Below are 19,378 nucleotides of genomic sequence, written 5' to 3' on the forward strand. Positions count from 1 at the left end.
TGTTATTTATAATGATTTTAAAGTGTTTTACACAAAATATCAAGAAATCCTTAAATATCAAACATAAATCCAAAAACAGCCCGAAAAACAGTTAAACAAAAAAGAAAAAAATCTTAAATAATACGCCACGAAATTGACCGAAAACCAGTCCTCAAACATCCTGAAATTACTAATTCAATAATTTTTATTGTTCTTTATTTCCAAATCAATAAAAACACCCGGCGCGATGATTTTATGTCCCTAAAATAATTGTATCGAGACAATGCGTTTTTAACTTTACACGTTAAAAATTGAAGAATGAAAACAGGAATTGACGCCATCTCTTTTGATGTTGCAAAAATACATTTACCTATAAACACTTTGGCAAAAGCCAGAAATATCGAACCCGAAAAACTAGAAAAAGGACTGGGTTTAATCAAAATGACATTGCCGGACACACATCAAGATACAGTTGTTTTTGGCGCCAATGCATTAACAAAATTAATCTCAGACAACAACATCAACCTCAATGAAATCGCCCGAATTTATGTGGGAACCGAAAGCGCCATTGACAGCTCAAAACCAATAAGCTCATTTTTGATTGCATTGATGGAACAAAAATTTGGAGAAAATACTTTGTCAGAATGCGATGTGGTTGATTTTACATTTGCCTGTATTGGCGGAGTTGATGCCATGCAAAACTGTATTGATTTTGTAACATTGAATCCAACAAAAAAAGCAATTGTTGTCACAACTGATTTTGCAAAATACGATTTAAACTCTACCGGAGAATACACGCAAGGCGCCGGAGCTTTGGCAATGTTGATTACTGCAAATCCAAGAATCATTGCTTTCGAAAACAATTGGGCAACCAGCACAAAAGGAGTTTTTGACTTTTTCAAACCATACCGAACGATTTCGAAAACAGCAATTACAGGAAATTCAACTAACGAACCTTGGTTTGAAAATTTAGAAAGTGAAGTTGAAATTCACAAAGACCAACCTGTTTTTGACGGACAATATTCGAATCAATGTTACATGGACAGAACCAGAGATGCGTATTTTTCATTCAAAAAATTAAAAAACACCACCGAAACTGTTTACGATTCCTGGAAAAGCATCGTCATGCATTTGCCTTATGCTTTTCAGGGACGCCGAATGTTATCTGAAATATATGCTTTGGACGCTTCCAAAACAATTATTTCCGGTGATGAAGACGCATCAGAATACCAAAATAAACTAAAAGAAATCAGTAAATCAGAAGCCTACAAGGAATTTGTAAACGAAAAATTAATGCCCGCAGAAATTGCTTCTTCATTAATTGGAAATCTATACACAGGTTCTATTTTCATGGGATTACTATCAACTTTGGCTCATTTTTACGATACTGAAAAAGAAATAAGCGGCAGCACATTTGGTTTTCTGGCGTATGGAAGCGGTTCAAAATCGAAAGTTTTTGAAGGAACTATTCAACCGGACTGGAAATTAGCAATTGCTGGTGTCAATCTTTTTGAAACAATAGAAAAAAGCTTCGAAATTGATTTTGACACCTACAACAAACTACATAAAAAGGAGCAAAAAAACAGCATTCAAACGCCTAAAAACGAATGGACTTTGGACCGAATTGAAAATGAAATCCCAAATTTAATTGGCGCTCGTTATTACAAATGGGTGGATTAATTTTTACTTAAACAAAAAAGCACCGACAATTCATAGCTGAACTTTCGGTGCTTTTTCATTTAAATACAGAATATGTTTAACTGAATTTTGTCATGTATTGCTGCACAATTAAATCTGTGTTTTCATTGCGCATTTTTTGCTCTAAATGAATTGGAGGCGAAGCTCTTTCCAAACAATTTTTAACAGCACAAGTTTCGCAGGTAACCCCAACAACCTGTCTCTTGATCGAATCATTTTCGATAAACTTGATTTTTTTCTTCATTCCAGGTGTAATCAATATCCCTACCGAAATACTACGAATACAATCTACCTTAAACGGATCCGGCGTTGCCGATGAAAAAACAAGATATTCATTTTTACTATTTTCATAACTGGAAATTTGCGCATCAAAAAAGTGATTTTTCTTTTGCCTCAAAGATTCCTCAATCGTGCGTATAGAAACCCATCTTCGGCAGTAATGTTCATTCATTTCATTCGCATGCGGTTCCTGCTGATTGGTAATGTGTAATTCCTTTTTTATCTGATACGTGTCCGTTCCTATCTGATGAGACAATCGTAGGAAAAAGAGGTTTTTTAACTGAAAGTCTTTTGGCAAAATATTAGTCAGCCTTTGATAGAACGATTCTGGCGAAACATTAAATCCGCTCATCAAAGCAATCATTTCTTGAGGCTTCGGGTCAGTTTTTGACAAAAATAAATTCAGTTCATCTATCAATTTTTGCCTTGGAATAAGCAACGCTCCGGCAAAATAGGAAGCATAAAAATTATTCAGGACTTGGTCAAAATTATCAAATTTAATCCAGCTGAACGTATATAACCTTTCGGTGATTTCAAGGTAATTATACGCAATTTCTTTGGCTAGAATAAATGCCTTTTGAGGCTCGTCAATATCTAATGAAAGCAATAGCGTCTTGCTTTTTGGCACAAATATCGATCTCAAATCTCCCAATTGTTCTTGCTCAGAAAAAACGAGTTCTTTTATCGTATACCCGTATTCCTCAATTAATATTGCCGTTAATTCTTCAATCGAAATCTTGGTGTCAATATTTACATGAAACGCTTTGGAAAACTGCAACACTCTCTGCTCTAAATCTTCAAAATAGTTTGTATGCGCTTCTTGATACGAACGCAACGAAGCCAAAAAGAAACTCTCTCTTGTCAAATTATAATGTTGCGCAATCTCAATAATCGTACTGATAAACGCATTGACTTTTGCAGGAGCATTGGCAATAATATCGATAAGATCATTTTCCTGAATCCCGAAAATCTCCAGAGGAATCTCTTTTAGAATCCCAGATTTCAGGATTTCTCCAATAGGTGCCAAATTATTATCCAGTTTCAACGAAACCATATTGTCATAAGAAACATCCAGTTTTTCAGACAACAGAATGATTTTATCCGTTTTAGGATATTTTTTTCCTTTTTCAATTTCGTTCAAATACGATTTTGAAAGGTCCGTGATTTTTGCCAAACCAAATAATGACAGATTCTTATTGGTGCGAGCCTGCTTCAGTTTTAATCCAAAAATTAACTTGATATAATCCTTTTCTATGTTCATATCTCAAAGATATACTAAAAAAATATTTTCGCCAAAAAAAATATTTTTCATTTTTAGCGTACGTTCGCTTGTTTTGTAAAAAACTTTTTGTAACATTGTCGTGTAAAACATTTTAACCATGAAAGATATTATTGAAACAACCGAAAAATCGTTACAGTTTTCACCTGAAACGAAAGAGCATTATCCAGCAATTTTGACGGATGACGCTATTGATTTAATAACGGAATTGCATCACAGATTCAATGACAAAAGACTTTTGCTATTAGCCGAAAGAAAAAATCAACAGCATTTATTTGATGTAGGCGCGTTACCAACATTTCCTTCTGAAACAAAAAGCATCAGAGAAAGTAATTGGGAAGCTGCAAAAACTCCAGAGGATTTATTAGACCGAAGAGTCGAAATAACCGGACCGGTCGATAGAAAAATGGTCATCAATGCATTGAATTCAGGAGCAAAAACTTTCATGGCTGATTTTGAAGACAGCACTTCTCCTACTTGGAGCAACTTAATGACAGGACAGCAAAACCTGAAAGATGCGGTGAATAAAACCATCACTCTTGAGGACACTGTGAAAAATAAAAAATACAGTCTAAACAACGAAACTGCCGTACTGATTGTTCGACCAAGAGGTTTGCATTTACCTGAGAAAAATATTTTGATTGATGGAGAACAAACCTCAGGTTCCTTAATTGACTTTGGTTTGTATGCTTTTCACAATCACAAACAACTTATTGAGGATGGAACGGCACCGTATTTTTACATTCCAAAACTGGAACATTATCTGGAAGCAAGATGGTGGAATGAAGTTTTCGAATTCACGCAGGAATATTTAGGCGTGAAAAACGGAACATTCAAAGCCACGGTTTTAATCGAAACCATAACTGCCAGTTTTCAATTGGACGAAATCATTTTTGAATTGAAAGATCATATTGTTGGTCTTAATTGCGGACGATGGGATTACATCTTTTCATACATCAAGAAACTAAGAAAAAATCCGGCTTTCCTAGTTCCAAACAGAGATCAAGTGACGATGACTTCTCCATTTATGAGTGCGTATTCCCAATTGGTTATTCAAAGATGTCACAAACGAAATATTCATGCAATTGGGGGAATGGCAGCACAAATTCCGATAAAAAACAATGAAGAAGCTAACAAAATAGCTTTCGACAAAGTAATTGCCGATAAAGAACGGGAGGTTAAAAATGGTCATGACGGCACTTGGGTCGCACATCCGGATTTGGTTTCGCTCGCCATGACGGTATTCGATAAAAATATGTCTACCAAAAATCAGATTCATGTAAAAAGAGAAGACGTACACGTTACCGAAAGCGATTTACTGGAAACTCCAAAAGGGACCATTACCGAAGAAGGTGTTCGAAAAAACATCAGTATTTCCGTTTTATATATCGCTTCATGGCTCAACGGACAAGGTGCCGCAGCCTTACACAATTTAATGGAAGATGCCGCTACTGCTGAAATTTCGAGATCACAATTGTGGCAATGGCTACAAAACGAAGTGGTTTTAGACAATCAAAAAGTACTGAATGAAAAATATTATCACCGACTAGCGATGGAAGAATTTGAGAAAATCAGAAAGCTTGTTGGAAACGAAAATCATGAAAAACATAAATACAGACTGGCCGAACAATTATTAGACATTTTGGTCGTGAACGACAATTTTATCGAATTTTTGACAATTCCAGGATACAAATACATTTAAAAAATCAATTGCAATACCTATTAACAAACAACCAAAAAAAAAGAAAAATGAAAACTACAGAAACAAGAATTCAAGAATTAGTTACCGACTGGATTACGAACCCAAGATGGAATGGCATTGAGCGACCTTACACTGCTGAAGAAGTGGTGAAACTGCAAGGTTCTTATCAAATAGAGCACAGTGTAGCCAGAATTGGAGCCAATAATTTATGGAACAAACTAAATTCTCAGGATTTTGTAGCCGGACTTGGCGCACTTACCGGAAACCAAGCGATTCAAGAAGTAGAAGCAGGATTAGACGCTATTTATTTGAGCGGTTGGCAAGTTGCCGCTGACGCAAATGTAGCCGGCGAAATGTATCCTGATCAATCTTTATATCCTGCTAACAGTGTTCCATTGGTAGTAAAACGAATCAATAATGCGCTTTTGAGAGCAGACCAAATACAAGTAGTAAACGGAACAACCGATAAAAAACAATACTTAGTTCCTATTGTTGCTGATGCCGAAGCCGGTTTTGGAGGAAACCTTAATGCTTTCGAATTAATGAAATCGATGATTGAAGCGGGAGCTGCCGGAGTTCACTTTGAAGACCAATTGAGTTCTGCTAAAAAATGTGGACACTTAGGCGGGAAAGTTTTGGTTCCTACACAAGAAGCCATCAACAAATTGATTGCAGCACGTTTAGCAGCTGACGTAATGGGAACGCCAACGTTGATTGTTGCTCGTACAGATGCTGATGCGGCTAACTTATTAACTAGCGATATTGACCCTAGAGATGCTAAATTCATCACGGGTGAAAAAACTGGAGAAGGTTTTTTCTATGTAAATTGTGGTGTGGAGCAAGGAATTGACAGAGGATTGAGTTATGCGCCTTATGCTGATTTAATTTGGATGGAAACCAGCAATCCGGATCTTGATTACGCAAGAAAATTTGCTGAAGGAATTCACGCAAAATTCCCAGGAAAAATGTTGGCTTACAACTGTTCGCCATCTTTCAACTGGGCTGCAAAATTATCAGTTGCTGAAATGGAAACGTTCCGAGAAGATCTTGCCTCAATGGGATACAAATTCCAATTCATCACTTTAGCAGGATTCCATGCGTTGAACACTAGCATGTTCGAATTGTCTAAAGCATACAAAGAAAGAGGAATGGCAGGTTATTCTGAATTGCAGGAAAGAGAATTTGCTTTACAAAAACACGGTTTTAAAGCCGTAAAACACCAAGGTTTCGTAGGGACATCCTATTTTGATGCAGTACAAAATACCGTAACAATAGGAAAATCTTCTACTACTGCGATGAAAGATTCTACAGAAGTAGCACAGTTTTAGAAAAATAGCAACCATAAAAAAACACGATTTCAGATGAAATCGTGTTTTTTGTTTTTAAAATAAAAGGACCGTTTATTTTGATTCTATAATTTCAAGATCAGTAACCACTTTCTCTTTTCCTTTTTGAATACTTATTTTATTGATTGAAATTGGAAGGTAATATTTACCGCTTTTGGCTGCTTCTAATTTTAGTTTTTTGTCTTTATTTTTCCAATTATCTGCTGTCGTTTTAATCATTGAAAGATCATAAATGTGTTTATTCAATCCTTTTACAGCTTTTACCTTCTGAGAATAAACGACTTCTTTCAAGCTGTTTTCAATTTGCAAAAGCACTTCTGCATTTTCATTCGAATAAAACCAAACCTCTGCTTTTGGTTCTGAAGCCTTAGCCCAAGAACTCCAACTGTTGCCCCATTCTCTTGATTTTTTTATCTTTTTAAGCTCAAAAACATGAAGATTTTCAGCTATGACTTTATCATTCAATTGTTGCACTTGCTCTAAATTAACTTTATACACTGAACGACCGTGAGTTCCCACCACTAAATCTTTTGCTTTCTTTTGAATCACTACATCATGAACGGCAACGTTTGGAATTCCGCTAGAAAAATCATCCCAGCTTGTTCCCTTATTTAACGAAACATACAATCCGTTGTCCGTTCCCACGTACAAAACATTCTCGTTGACATTATCTTCCACAATTACATTCACTGGACTTGCAGGCAAATTATTGGCGATGTTTTTCCAGGTTTGCCCAAAATCATCCGACACATACACATAACTGGTGAAATCATCATTTCGATATCCGTTTAAAGTTGCATACACTCTTTCTTTCTTGTGTGCCGAAGCCACGACTCTGGAAACCCAACGATTTTGAGGTAAATTTCCCGAAATTTTGTTCCAAGTCGCACCGCCGTCTTTCGAAACATGAATCAATCCATCATCACTTCCCGTGTACAGCAAACCAAACTGCAATTGACTTTCGCTGATGGCGGCGATGGTCCCAAAAGCTACATTTCCTTCTTTAGCTCCTTGCGTCAAATCAGGCGAAATAGCAGTCCAAGTTTGTCCTTGATTCATCGAACGGTGCAAGAAATTAGATCCCATGTATAAAATATCTTGGTTGTGCGAAGACAATAAAATAGGTGTTTGCCAATTGAATCGAAATGGCTTTTCGTCCTTTTTTGGCTTTGGAGAAATATAATCACGCTTGTTTTTTGCACGATCAATTCTGTAATAATTTCCAAATTGGAAACCTGTGTAAACAATACTTGGATTTCTTTTGTCAATTTGAGTTTGCATTCCGTCTCCACCCATCAAATTTTCGTATGGATATTTTCCGGTTTGGTACCATTCTGATGAATATTTATAAGTACTTGGCCCAACCCAAACGCCATTATCCTGCATCCCACCATAGATATTATACGGTTCTTGCTCATCCACATTCACTGCATAAAACTGACTTACGGAATGTGAATTACTTTTCACCCAATGCGCTCCATCATCATACGAAATGTTCAAACCGCCGTCATTTCCATTAATTAAATGCCCTGATTTATTTGGGTTCACCCAAACTACGTGATGATCTGCGTGAACATTCTCTTCGCTTATGGAGGTGAATGTTTTCCCGCCATCATTTGATTTTATAATAGGCACACCCGACAAATAAATTTTATTCACATCGTTTGGATCAACAGAAATAACACTGAAATAATACCCGTACGAATAAAAGAAATCATCGATAAAATCTTGATGCGTCTTCGTCCAATTTTTCCCTCCGTTACTTGATTTGTATACTTCGGCTCCAATAACTTCTGTTTCGGCCAAACTATTTATCGCATCCAGAACTACTTTTGCAGCTTCATTAGGTTGCAAATACCCGTTTTCAACCCAATGCTTGATGTTTTCGGCTCTGTATTTTTCGGTTAAACCGTAATTCTTTAAAATAGAATTCAGACTTTTATTTGGCAATTTCAAGAATTCGTCTCCCGGCATTGAAAACGCAATCGGTAACGAATTGCTTTTTTTGGATTGCAACGGTCTTTTGAATTGGTTATCTAAAATGGCATATACATTTGCATCATCATACACCGCTAAACCAATACGGCCAACGCCTTCGCCAACAGGAAATCCACTTTCAGCATTCGTGAAAAGTTTCCAAGTCAATCCCGCATCCTCACTTTTATAAATTCCTGAAGTGGCGCCGCTTCCAATAAAATCCCACGCTTTTCTATCTTTGCTCCAAGAAGCCGCAAATTGAACTTTGAAGTTTTTTGGCGAAACAGCCACATCAATAATCCCGGTTTCATCGTCTATATAAAGGGTTTTACTCCACGTTTTTCCGCCATTTGTTGTTTTATAAATTCCTCTTTCTTCATTTTTAGAATACAAATGACCCACTGCGCCTAAAACAACTTCATCAGGATTTGATGGATTTATCAGGATTCTGCTGATGTGATGACTGTCTTGCAATCCCATATTTTGCCAAGTCTTTCCTTTATCTTCGGATTTCAAAACTCCAATTCCTGCATAAGATGATCGGGACGAATTTACTTCCCCAGTTCCTACCCAAATCGTTCCTCGTTTCCAATCTATCGCGATATCACCTACATTTTGCGTTGGTGCCGCATCCATAACCGGCGAAAAACTCATTCCGTTATTATTCGTGTACCAAAGTCCACCCGAAGCATATCCTACATAAAACTCGGTTGGATTTTCCGGATTTACATCCACATCCACCACTCTTCCGCTCATCACCGTTGGACCTACATTTTCGAAAGCAACATTCTGAAAAAGCGATTGATTTTCCATTATTTTTTTGGCTTCCAATGATTGCTGAATCGCTTCGGTAGAAACCTGTCCCCAAGAAACACTTTGTACGATAAGGGCTGAGAAGAGTACTATTTTTTTCATAAAAACTGATTTGAATTGGAAAATTAATCATAAAAATAGTTATCTGAAAATTTTATAGTGTAATTAACATCCGTTTCTCTCAAAGTTAGTATTTTTGAATATTCAATGTATAAAAACGAATTGTTATGAAATGAGCACAGAAAAAAATGGTATAAAAAACCAATTTTAGCTTTATGCGAATTCCATTTGACAAATAAAAAACAATAAAAATCAACAAATGAAATATCATCAAATTGACCGAGATTTATTTATAAAAAATAGAGAAAAATTCATGGCTCAGATGAAGCCAAAAAGCGTTGCCATCTTCAATTCTAATGATATTTATCCCGTTTCTGCCGATAGTACTTTGCCATTTGCACAACACCGCGATATCTTTTATTTAAGCGGAGTAGATCAAGAAGAAAGTATTTTATTGCTTTTCCCGGATGCGCCATACGAGCACCAAAGAGAAATGGTTTTCTTGAAAGAAACCAGCGAACACATTGCAATTTGGGAAGGTGAAAAACTGACTAAAGAGCGTGCTTTTGAAGTAACAGGAATCAGAACCGTACATTGGTTACAGGATTTCGAAAAAGTTTTATTCGAAATGATGACGCACGCTGAAACAATTTACATCAATACAAACGAGCATTACCGTGCCACTGTAGAAACTGAAACGCGTGAAGCCCGTTTTGTGAAATGGTGGAAAGAGAAATATCCGGCACATACTGTCGCAAAAAGTAATCCGATATTGCAACGTCTTCGCTCCGTAAAAGAAACCGAAGAATTGGACTTAATCCAAAAAGCCTGTAATATTACGGAGCTTGGTTTTAGAAGATTATTGCCTTTCGTGAAACCAAACGTGACCGAATACGAAATCGAAGCCGAGCTGATTCACGAATTCATTCGCAACCGTTCCAGAGGTTTTGCTTACACGCCAATTATCGCTTCCGGAAACAATGCCAATGTGTTGCACTACATCGAAAACAACCAACAATGCAAAGCCGGTGATTTGATTTTACTGGATGTTGCGGCTGAATATGCCAATTATTCCAGTGACATGACGCGTACCATTCCAGTTTCAGGAAAATATACCAAAAGACAAAAAGAAGTGTACAATGCCGTTTTAAATGTAAAAAACGAAGCGACCAAAATGCTGACAACAGGCACACTTTGGAAACAATACCATATCGAAGTTGGAAAATTAATGACTTCCGAATTGCTAGGTTTAGGTCTTATTGACAAAGCCGATGTGCAAAACGAAAACCCGGAATGGCCCGCTTATAAAAAATATTTCATGCACGGAACTTCCCACCACATGGGATTGGACACGCACGATTACGGAATCCTGACCGAACCCATGCAAGCCAATATGGTGTTCACCGTAGAACCTGGAATTTACATTCCTGCAGAAGGTTTCGGAATCCGTCTGGAGGATAACATCATCGTTCAGGAAAGCGGCGAACCTTTCAATATGATGCGCAACATCCCAATTGAAGTGGACGAAATCGAAGAATTAATGAACAGTTAATTCCTTAAAACATACAACCAAATCGGTTTACAGCAATGTGAACCGATTTTTTTTTGGGGCGCAACCCAGCTTCCGTAAACTCCAGCTGCGTCGGGCTATCCGCTATAAGTCCTCGCACCGCAAAAATGCGGCATTGTGGGCTTTCCGCTATTATCCCTTGCGCGCTACAACGAGAAAATCTATAATTCCAAAACACGAATTCCAAAATTCATGGTAAAACTGTAACTTTATAATCACCCTTCCGACTTATTTAAAACAATAACTATTTTTTAAAACATATTCAATATGTGATTTGAACCATTAAGAAAAATTAAGCTCTGATTCATAATGAAACTTAAATTCTTAATGGTAAAAACTTTTAAATAAAAACTTAAAACACAGAAATCATGCAAGCACACGAAATAGACTACCACATTTACGGCGAGGAAATGCAATATGTGGAAATAGAATTGGACCCACAGGAAATTGTAATTGCCGAAGCGGGAAGTTTTATGATGATGGACAATAATATCCAAATGGAAACCATTTTTGGAGACGGTTCCGGACAGGAAAACGGATTGTTCGGTAAACTTTTAAGCGCCGGAAAAAGAGTTTTAACAGGCGAAAGTCTTTTTATGACAGCATTTATCAATCAAAACAATACCAAAAGCAAAGTTTCATTTGCATCACCTTATCCTGGGAAAATAATCCCAATTGACTTGACACAATTTAACGGAAAATTCATTTGCCAGAAAGATGCTTTCCTTTGCGCTGCCAAAGGTGTTTCTGTTGGAATCGAATTCTCTAAAAAACTCGGTCGTGGATTGTTTGGTGGCGAAGGTTTCATCATGCAAAAAATAGAAGGCGACGGAATGGCGTTTGTACATACCGGCGGAACATTAGCCAAAAAAGAATTAGCCGCTGGCGAAATCTTAAAAGTAGATACTGGTTGTATCGTAGGTTTTACCAAAGATGTTGATTATGATATTGAGTTTATTGGTGGCATCAAGAATTCTATTTTTGGAGGCGAAGGTTTGTTTTACGCCACACTTCGCGGTCCGGGAACAGTTTACGTGCAATCCTTGCCTTTCAGCCGACTCGCTGACAGAATCATCGCATCTGCTCCGAGAGCTGGCGGAAACAGTCGTGACGAAGGAAGTTTATTAGGCGGATTAGGAAGTTTGCTCGATGGCGACAGACGATTTTAAATTTCATAAACGGCTTTCAGAAATGGGAGCCTTTTTTTTAACCATATAAGGCATTTAAGCAAATGAAAGTAATGCTTACATGAACTTAAATGGTTAAAAAAATAAAATGTTACTTTTGTAGACTAAATTTTCATTTTGAAACAAATTCTCTTTAAAAACACTAACATCTCCTATTCCGATACCGGGAAAGGAACCGCTATTGTCTTACTTCATGGTTTCTTGGAAAACAAAGGCATGTGGGATTTTTATATTCCGGAGTTTGCTAAAAAAAACCGCGTCATTACTATAGATTTATTGGGACATGGCGAAACGGAATGTTTGAGTTACGTGCAAACGATGGAAGATAATGCCGATGCGGTTCACGCTGTTTTATCGGAATTACGCATCCGGAAAGCCATTTTTGTCGGGCATTCCATGGGCGGTTATGTCGCCTTAGCTTTCGCCGAATTATATCCTGACACTATAAAAGGATTGGTTTTATTAAACTCGACCGCAAGAGCCGACAGTGAGGAACGAAAAACAAATCGGGATCGAGCTATTAAAGCGGTAAAACAATCTTTTATGAATTTTGTTTCACTTTCTATTGCAAACTTATTCAGCGAAGCCAACAGAGAACGACTTTCATCCGAAATTGAAAGCGTAAAAAAAGAAGCTTTAAAGACACCGCTTCAAGGAATCGTTGCGTCACTGGAAGGAATGAAAATACGACAAGATCGGGAAGTGTTATTACATCTTACACCTTATCCAAAATTATTAATTCTTGGCGAAAAAGATCCTGTTTTAAATTACGAAGAAACCAAAGAACAGATAGAAAACACTGCAGTAAAACTGGTGACTTTTCCGGACGGACACATGAGTCATATTGAGAATCAAGACGAGTTATTAAACGTATTGTTCGCTTTTTTCAAAAGCATCTAAATCATTCCTGATTTCAAATATCCTTTTTCCACCAATTCACTTTTGTCTTTCAAGTGGTGCATTTTTCCTTCTTTCATCAACGCTAGTTTTGTGGAAACCTTAATCACATTTTCATAATTATGATCCGTGATAATAATACCTTTTACACTGGACATTACAGTGATTAATTCATTTATTTTTTCAATCATTATGGGCGACAAACCATTGTAAGGCTCATCTAACAGAACAAATTTTGCCGCATTATTCAGGATTAATTTAATCTCTAAATACCGTAATTCTCCGCCGGATAAATGCTTTATTTTTTTGCTCAACATCGATTGAATCATTTCATCATCATAAAAATCCTGTAATTTCTCTTTGGCTATAGACAATTGAATGGTCTTTTTTATCGAGAATGAATTTGGAATAAAATTATCTTGAGGCAAATAACTAATTTCATTTAGCAACTCGCTGGTTTTTGATTTCACGATACCATCCACCCGAACAAATTTAAAATCGGCAGTTACAATTCCGAAAATGATTTTCAACAAGGTCGATTTTCCGGAACCATTTCTTCCTAAAACACCAATGATATCTGTGGTTTCACATTTCAAATACACATCGGAAACTATGATTTTTCCATCATATTGTTTTTGAACACTGTCTACTTCTAAAATATTTTTAGTCATACGAGTTTCAGTACTACATTAATGACTAAAATCAGCACCATCGAAAAAACAAAATTCATCAGAAAACCATACACAAACAAATGCATTTTTGAGATTCCGTTGTTGTAATAAAACAGGTATTCATTTTTGGCATTTACTTCTTTTATCAAAATACTGATGAAGAAACCAAAAATAATAAGCACGTATTTGAAGGTTTCAAACCCTCCAAAAACCCATGCCAAAACACTTATTGACATGTTTATCGTCAATGTACTTTTGTAAAACTCAAAGATGTTGGCTAATTTTCTAATTGTGAATTCTATTTAAATTATTTTCTCTTCAAAAGGAATACTCTCGTCTAAAATTTCGCTCAATAAAAGAACCATTTGTTCTAAATAATTACTCAAAATTTCTTCATTTATAATTGAATTTGTTTCTTTGTCTTCTTTAAAATTAAACGGAAGAAAACCTGCCTTTAAATTCTTAAAAGAAATAATTCCTGCTTCAATTGGCTTTCCTTTTGCCTCATGTTCATACATATAAGCATACGCGAGCACCTGAATGATTTTATCGCTTTTAATGTCTTCAGTTAATCCTTTCCAAGATTTCAAAGTGACGCTTGCTTTTTCTACTTTTCCGGTTTTATAATCGATGATTCGAATAATTCCGTTGCGCTCTTCAATTCGGTCCACATTTCCTTTTATCAATACCAGAAAAGGCAAATTAGGATGATGTAATGGTCGCTCGAAAGTTTGTTCTAACGCTAAAATTTTTATTGCGTCGCCGTTCTTAATACTTTCCAATTCCACTTTCAGGAAATTCGAAACATTTCGTTTAGCTACTTCAAACGCTAATAAATTTCTTCCTTTTTTGATTTCGCCTTCTTTGTAAACCAATTTGAACTGTTTCAAAACCTCAGCGTCAATTTGTTTGAAACAATTTAAAATATCACTTTCTGAAATAAATTTGCAAATGAAAGGTTCATATAAAACTTTCAAAGTTTCGTGGATAATGGTTCCCAACGTATTCAAGGCAATATTTTCCTCGACTTCTTCGACTTCGCTGATGCGTAAAATCTTCTGGAAATAAAACTGAATCGGATTTCGGATATAACTCGTCAATGCCGATGGAGAAAACCCTTTTTCTGCAATTTCTTTCAATCGCAACATCACACTTTCCGATTTTGGAATCACCATCGGTTGATATGCTGTTTCGGGTAAAACAGCATTATAAATTTCGTGTGTCAATGTATGATTTTTTTGCTTTTCGACTTCGAGTTGGGTTATGAATCGACTTTTTTCACCCGCATCTAAACCTTCACTTTCAGTATTATACAGTAAATAAATATTTTTGGCACGTTGCAACAAATGATAAAAATGATAGGTATAAATGGCATCTTTTTCTTTGAATGTAGGTAAACCCAATTCGCGTTTCACATCATACGGAATAAACGAATTTTGTGATTTCCCCGCAGGAAATTTTCCTTCATTCATCGAAGTGACAATAACGGTGTCAAAATCCAAAACACGACTTTCCAGTACTCCCATAATCTGTAAGCCGTTCAACGGTTCTCCTTCAAAAGAAACTTCAGCCAAATCAATTACTTGTTTGTAAATGGCATAAAGCGTTTCTATTTTATCGATATGTTCGTGCTTGGAATAGTAATTAATCAGTTTATTGATGACTTTGAAAATAGCAAAAACAAAAGCCTTAGTGATTTTTTCTTCTTCGTTGTCGTTACTTAAATTTTCTTTTATGGTTTGCAATAATTTAGAAATAGTCTCTAATACCGGAATCGAACCATTTTCCCATTTTTGGAATAACAAGAGAAACAACTCGCTTGGAATTACATTCAATTCCATCAATTTATGATGCGTAATAAAAGTATAATTATTTTGATTGATGGTATGGACAAGCGCACTGGTTTTCGCATACGGTTCCACCAATGGGTGTGTCAAAATACCCAATACATCTTTGTAATACAAGACATAGCTTTTAGCATTTCTGGACAACGCATTCGTGTGCATTTTGAATAATTTGGCTATCAAAATCTGGGCTGGATTGTTCTTGCTTGAATACCCCATCGTGATATTCAAAGCTCCAACGCTTGACGGTAACGAATATAAAAGCGGCACCAGAAGATTTTCCTCGCCTAAAACCACAGCCACTTTATCCAACTTCCCGTCAGTCCCGAGGCTTCGGGATTTATTAATGACATTCTCAATAATACTTCCGGCTATTTTGGCCTGACCAATTGTTTTTGGCGTTCCAATAACCTGAATATTTTTAGTCTGCGAAAAATCATTTACAATCCATTCAAACGGATGTAATTTATAATGTTTCCAACTTTCTTTGAAACGTCGCACAAACAGACCTGCATCGTGATACGGATCATTGAGAAATGTTTGGTCTACGTCCCAATATATTTTGGCCTGATCAGAAGCGATAAGGTGCTGGATTATTTTTTCTTCGGCTGCATTTAATGCATTAAAACCGGCAAACAGGAATTGTTTACTTTGTACAGAATTCGAAAAATGGTTTAAATTGTTTACCGCTTCACGATAAATTAATCCCTGATATCCGATTCCTTTATTCAGTAAATGAGTATAAAGGGATTGATAGTAATTGGGTAGTAATTTCCAAAAATCGATATATTTCTCTAATAATACCGTTTTATTTTCGACTTCAATTCCCCATTTTTTAATATCCTCGATATCTTTCAAATACGAAAGAACATGTGATGGTTCTAATAAATAGCGGTCAATTTCATTAAAATCTTGTAGCAGTGTTTTCGCCCAATTGGCAAACAATTCAAACGTTTGTTGGTTTGCTTTATCGGTAATGGATAAATAGACTTCGTAGAATTCAAATAATAGTTCAATGGGATCTATGGTGCGAATACCTGCAATATTTTGAACAAAATCTTCAATACTTATAATTTCAGGAGAAAGTATATTTGTGGTAACCTGATTTTTTAGCGCTTCAATCAGGAATATTTTAGCTCGTTTGTTTGGCAAAACAACAATCGTATTGGAAAGATTGCCTGAGTAATTTTCAATTAAAACTGCGGCTATTTTATCTAAAAAAGAAGTATTTGTCATTCTATAAAAATAAAAAAAACGCCTCGATAAATCGAGGCGTTTTCTATAAATATTTTAGAAGAAATTATTCTTTAATCAAAGATATTTCAACTCTTCTGTTCATTGCTTTTCCTTTTGCAGTTTTGTTAGTTGCAATTGGTTTAGTTTCTCCGAAACCTGTAGATCTAAGTCTATCAGCAGCAATTCCGTTTTCAATTAAATAATTTTTAACTGCAGCAGCTCTGTTCTCAGATAAAGTTTGGTTAAGTTCATTACTACCATCACTATCACAGTGACCTTCGATCATGAATCTTGAATAAGGATATTCTTTTAAGATTGAAGTGATTGATTGTAAAACTGTGTAAGTTCCTTTTTGGAAAGTAGCTTTACCAGAATCAAACAAGATAATTTTACCATAGTTATTTAAAGTTTTCATAACTTCTTCAGAAACTTCTGGACAACCTTGATTAGCAACAGTACCTCTTACGTCTGGACATTTATCATCTTTGTCTAAAACACCATCTCCATCAGTATCTGGCCAAGGACAACCTGCGTTTTCTTTTGGACCTGCAACAGTTGGACATTTGTCATCTTTATCAGCTACTCCGTCTCCGTCAGTATCAGGACAACCTTTCAATGCAGCTAAACCAGCAACTTCTGGACAAGCATCATCTTTATCAGCAATTCCATCTCCATCTGTATCAGGACATCCGTTCAATGCAGCTAAACCAGCAACTTCTGGACAAGCATCAGCACTATCTTGAATTCCATCTCCATCAGTATCAGGACATCCGTTGAATTCTTTTAAACCAGCAACTTCTGGACAAGCATCATCTTTGTCATAAATTCCATCACCATCTGTATCTTTACCTCCGAATTTGAAGATAAGTCCAGCTGAATGTTGAAAATGTGATGGAGCATCTGGAACACCAGCTGCATCTTGTCTATCTCCAAAAGATTTTTTATATTTTGTAGCAAGTTCTAAACCAACATTTTCAGTAAACCAAAAAGTTAAACCAGCACCTGGGTTTAAAGTTCCGAAACTACTATCACCAAAGAAAGTATAACCTCCACCAACAGATAGAGACGGATCAATAACTTTAGAACTAATCAAATTCATGAAACTATATTTAATAGTTGCATCAACACCATAGTACATTAAGTCTCCAGGATTAGTCACTACATATCCACGTGAATCATGACCAGCTGCAGTTGGAGCAAACGTCACATATTTATCAATTTTGTTCACAGAACCAGAAAGTCCAAATGAGAAATTATCTCCTACGTATCTAGACACACTTAAATAAGACACAGAAGGAAGAATATTCCAATTGTCTTTAATTGCGAATGGTTGAGAAAAATGTTGATCTAGCCAATTATGTCCTCCACCAGCACTAGCTTTAGTGTCAACGGCATTAACTCCAAAAGAGATTGCCCATGGATTGTTACTGTCTTGTGCTTGAGAACTTAATCCCATCACCATCATTACAGCAACTAAAAGTTTGTTAAGATGTTTCATACTTAATTTTTTTAATTACAATTTAGTTAATTATAAACAAAAGTAATGCGTAAATTTTTAACTACAAAACTAAATGTTAAAAAAAACCCATAAAAACTGTCAAAAGTGGAAATTATATAACTTCAAATCAAAATTCTATAACATTTAGCATTCTCCCAACTTCAACAAAAGCACTGATAGCCTTGTCTAAATGTTCTTTTGTATGTGCAGCAGATAACTGTACTCTAATTCTTGCTTTATCTTTAGGAACTACCGGAAAAAAGAAACCTATAACATAAATCCCTTTTTTCAAAAGCTCATCTGCCATTTTTTGTGACAATTTTGCGTCATATAACATAACCGGAACTATAGCAGAATCCCCATCAATGATATCAAAACCGGCTTTTTTCATTCCTTCTTTGAAATAATTAGTATTCCATTCCAACTTATCACGTAAAACCGTGTCTCTCTCTAATATTTCAAAAACTTTAATAGAAGCTCCAACTATTGCTGGTGCCAAAGAATTAGAAAACAAATAAGGTCTGGAACGTTGACGCAATATTTCGATAATTTCTTTTTTGGCAGTCGTATAACCACCCATAGCGCCACCAAGTGCTTTGCCTAATGTTCCGGTAATAATATCTACTCTACCCATTACACCTTTTGCCTCGAGCGTTCCTTTTCCGGTTGCACCAATGAATCCGGCAGCATGACATTCATCTACCATAACCATCGCATCGTATTTATCTGCTAAATCACAGATTTTATCCAAAGGAGCCACAACGCCATCCATAGAGAAAACACCATCTGTAACAATTAATTTGAAACGAGTTCCAGCCTCTGAAGCCTTTATTAATTGTTGCTCCAAATCTTCCATATTGCTATTTTCATAACGATAACGAGCTGCTTTACACAAACGAACACCATCTATGATAGAAGCATGATTCAAACTATCTGAAATTATCGCATCGTTTTCCCCTAATAAAGGTTCGAAAACTCCGCCGTTAGCATCAAAAGCTGCCGCGTAAAGAATAGTATCTTCAGTACCATAAAATTCAGAAATCTTTCTTTCCAATGTTTTGTGAATATCCTGAGTTCCGCATATAAAACGCACCGATGACATTCCGAAACCATGTGTATCCAAAGCATCTTTTGCAGCCTGAATCACTTCTGGATGCGATGACAATCCAAGATAATTATTGGCACAAAAATTCAGAACAGTTTCTCCTGTAGAAATAGTGATTTCTGCTCCTTGAGGCGAAGTGATAATTCTTTCTTTTTTGAAAATTCCATTATCTTCAATAGTCTGTAATTCTGCTTGAAGATGTTCTTTTATTTTTCCGTACATTAGTTAGTGTTTATT

Annotated in this window: 13 protein-coding genes; 6 read left to right on the forward strand and 7 right to left on the reverse strand. The window is 36.1% G+C overall.

Going from position 1 to position 19,378, the window contains the following annotated elements:
• The first annotated feature begins 297 nt into the window (after nucleotides 1-297).
• On the forward strand, nucleotides 298-1,659 hold the full coding sequence (locus tag C8C87_RS13840) for a hydroxymethylglutaryl-CoA synthase family protein (RefSeq protein WP_121342984.1): 1,362 nt from the start codon (nucleotides 298-300) through the stop codon (nucleotides 1,657-1,659).
• Between the two features lie 76 nt (nucleotides 1,660-1,735).
• Here C8C87_RS13840 and C8C87_RS13845 read toward each other — a convergent pair whose 3' ends face one another.
• Nucleotides 1,736-3,217: a helix-turn-helix domain-containing protein gene (locus tag C8C87_RS13845; RefSeq protein WP_121342985.1), complete on the reverse strand. Its 1,482-nt coding sequence runs from the start codon at nucleotides 3,215-3,217 to the stop codon at nucleotides 1,736-1,738.
• Between the two features lie 118 nt (nucleotides 3,218-3,335).
• Here C8C87_RS13845 and aceB point away from each other — a divergent pair, with 118 nt between their 5' ends.
• Entirely contained in the window at nucleotides 3,336-4,937 is a 1,602-nt protein-coding gene (gene aceB / locus C8C87_RS13850) for a malate synthase A (RefSeq protein WP_121342986.1), read from the forward strand.
• Nucleotides 4,938-4,984: 47 nt separating this feature from the next.
• On the forward strand, nucleotides 4,985-6,265 hold the full coding sequence (aceA, locus tag C8C87_RS13855; protein ID WP_121342987.1) for an isocitrate lyase: 1,281 nt from the start codon (nucleotides 4,985-4,987) through the stop codon (nucleotides 6,263-6,265).
• 72 nt (nucleotides 6,266-6,337) lie between these two features.
• Here the strand turns inward: aceA and C8C87_RS13860 are convergent, their stop codons facing one another.
• Nucleotides 6,338-9,175 carry a sialidase family protein gene (locus C8C87_RS13860; RefSeq protein WP_121342988.1) on the reverse strand — a complete coding sequence of 946 codons (2,838 nt, stop codon included), beginning with the start codon at nucleotides 9,173-9,175 and terminating at the stop codon, nucleotides 6,338-6,340.
• A gap of 217 nt (nucleotides 9,176-9,392) precedes the next feature.
• Between C8C87_RS13860 and C8C87_RS13865 the strand changes: the two genes are divergently transcribed.
• From C8C87_RS13865 to C8C87_RS13875, 3 genes are all read left to right on the forward strand, one after another.
• A complete protein-coding gene (locus C8C87_RS13865; protein ID WP_121342989.1) occupies nucleotides 9,393-10,685 on the forward strand; it encodes an aminopeptidase P family protein in 1,293 nt (430 codons plus the stop codon).
• A gap of 386 nt (nucleotides 10,686-11,071) precedes the next feature.
• Nucleotides 11,072-11,872 (forward strand): TIGR00266 family protein, encoded by an 801-nt coding sequence (locus C8C87_RS13870; protein ID WP_113664899.1) that lies wholly within the window; start codon nucleotides 11,072-11,074, stop codon nucleotides 11,870-11,872.
• A 135-nt stretch (nucleotides 11,873-12,007) separates the two neighbouring features.
• Nucleotides 12,008-12,790 carry an alpha/beta fold hydrolase gene (locus C8C87_RS13875; protein WP_121342990.1) on the forward strand — a complete coding sequence of 261 codons (783 nt, stop codon included), beginning with the start codon at nucleotides 12,008-12,010 and terminating at the stop codon, nucleotides 12,788-12,790.
• On the opposite strand, the gene C8C87_RS13880 is transcribed toward C8C87_RS13875, so the two are convergent.
• The 5 genes from C8C87_RS13880 to kbl form a co-directional block, all read right to left on the reverse strand.
• The gene (locus tag C8C87_RS13880; RefSeq protein WP_121342991.1) at nucleotides 12,787-13,458 is read right to left on the reverse strand and encodes an ATP-binding cassette domain-containing protein; all 672 of its coding nucleotides are present in this window, start codon (nucleotides 13,456-13,458) and stop codon (nucleotides 12,787-12,789) included. The two genes, C8C87_RS13875 and C8C87_RS13880, sit on opposite strands and share 4 nt — an antisense overlap.
• Nucleotides 13,455-13,694, reverse strand: a complete 240-nt coding sequence (locus tag C8C87_RS13885; RefSeq protein ID WP_121342992.1) for a hypothetical protein — start codon at nucleotides 13,692-13,694, stop codon at nucleotides 13,455-13,457. Before C8C87_RS13885 ends, C8C87_RS13880 begins: the two co-directional genes overlap by 4 nt.
• 66 nt (nucleotides 13,695-13,760) lie before the next feature.
• Nucleotides 13,761-16,538, reverse strand: a complete 2,778-nt coding sequence (locus tag C8C87_RS13890; protein ID WP_121342993.1) for a PD-(D/E)XK nuclease family protein — start codon at nucleotides 16,536-16,538, stop codon at nucleotides 13,761-13,763.
• Nucleotides 16,539-16,602: 64 nt separating this feature from the next.
• On the reverse strand, nucleotides 16,603-18,036 hold the full coding sequence (locus C8C87_RS13895) for an OmpA family protein (RefSeq protein WP_121342994.1): 1,434 nt from the start codon (nucleotides 18,034-18,036) through the stop codon (nucleotides 16,603-16,605).
• A gap of 127 nt (nucleotides 18,037-18,163) precedes the next feature.
• Nucleotides 18,164-19,363 (reverse strand): glycine C-acetyltransferase, encoded by a 1,200-nt coding sequence (gene kbl / locus C8C87_RS13900; RefSeq protein WP_121342995.1) that lies wholly within the window; start codon nucleotides 19,361-19,363, stop codon nucleotides 18,164-18,166.
• Nucleotides 19,364-19,378: the final 15 nt, after the last annotated feature.

The sequence above is a fragment of the Flavobacterium sp. 120 genome, from assembly GCF_003633605.1.
In the GTDB taxonomy this organism is placed as follows: Bacteria; Bacteroidota; Bacteroidia; order Flavobacteriales; family Flavobacteriaceae; genus Flavobacterium; species Flavobacterium algoritolerans.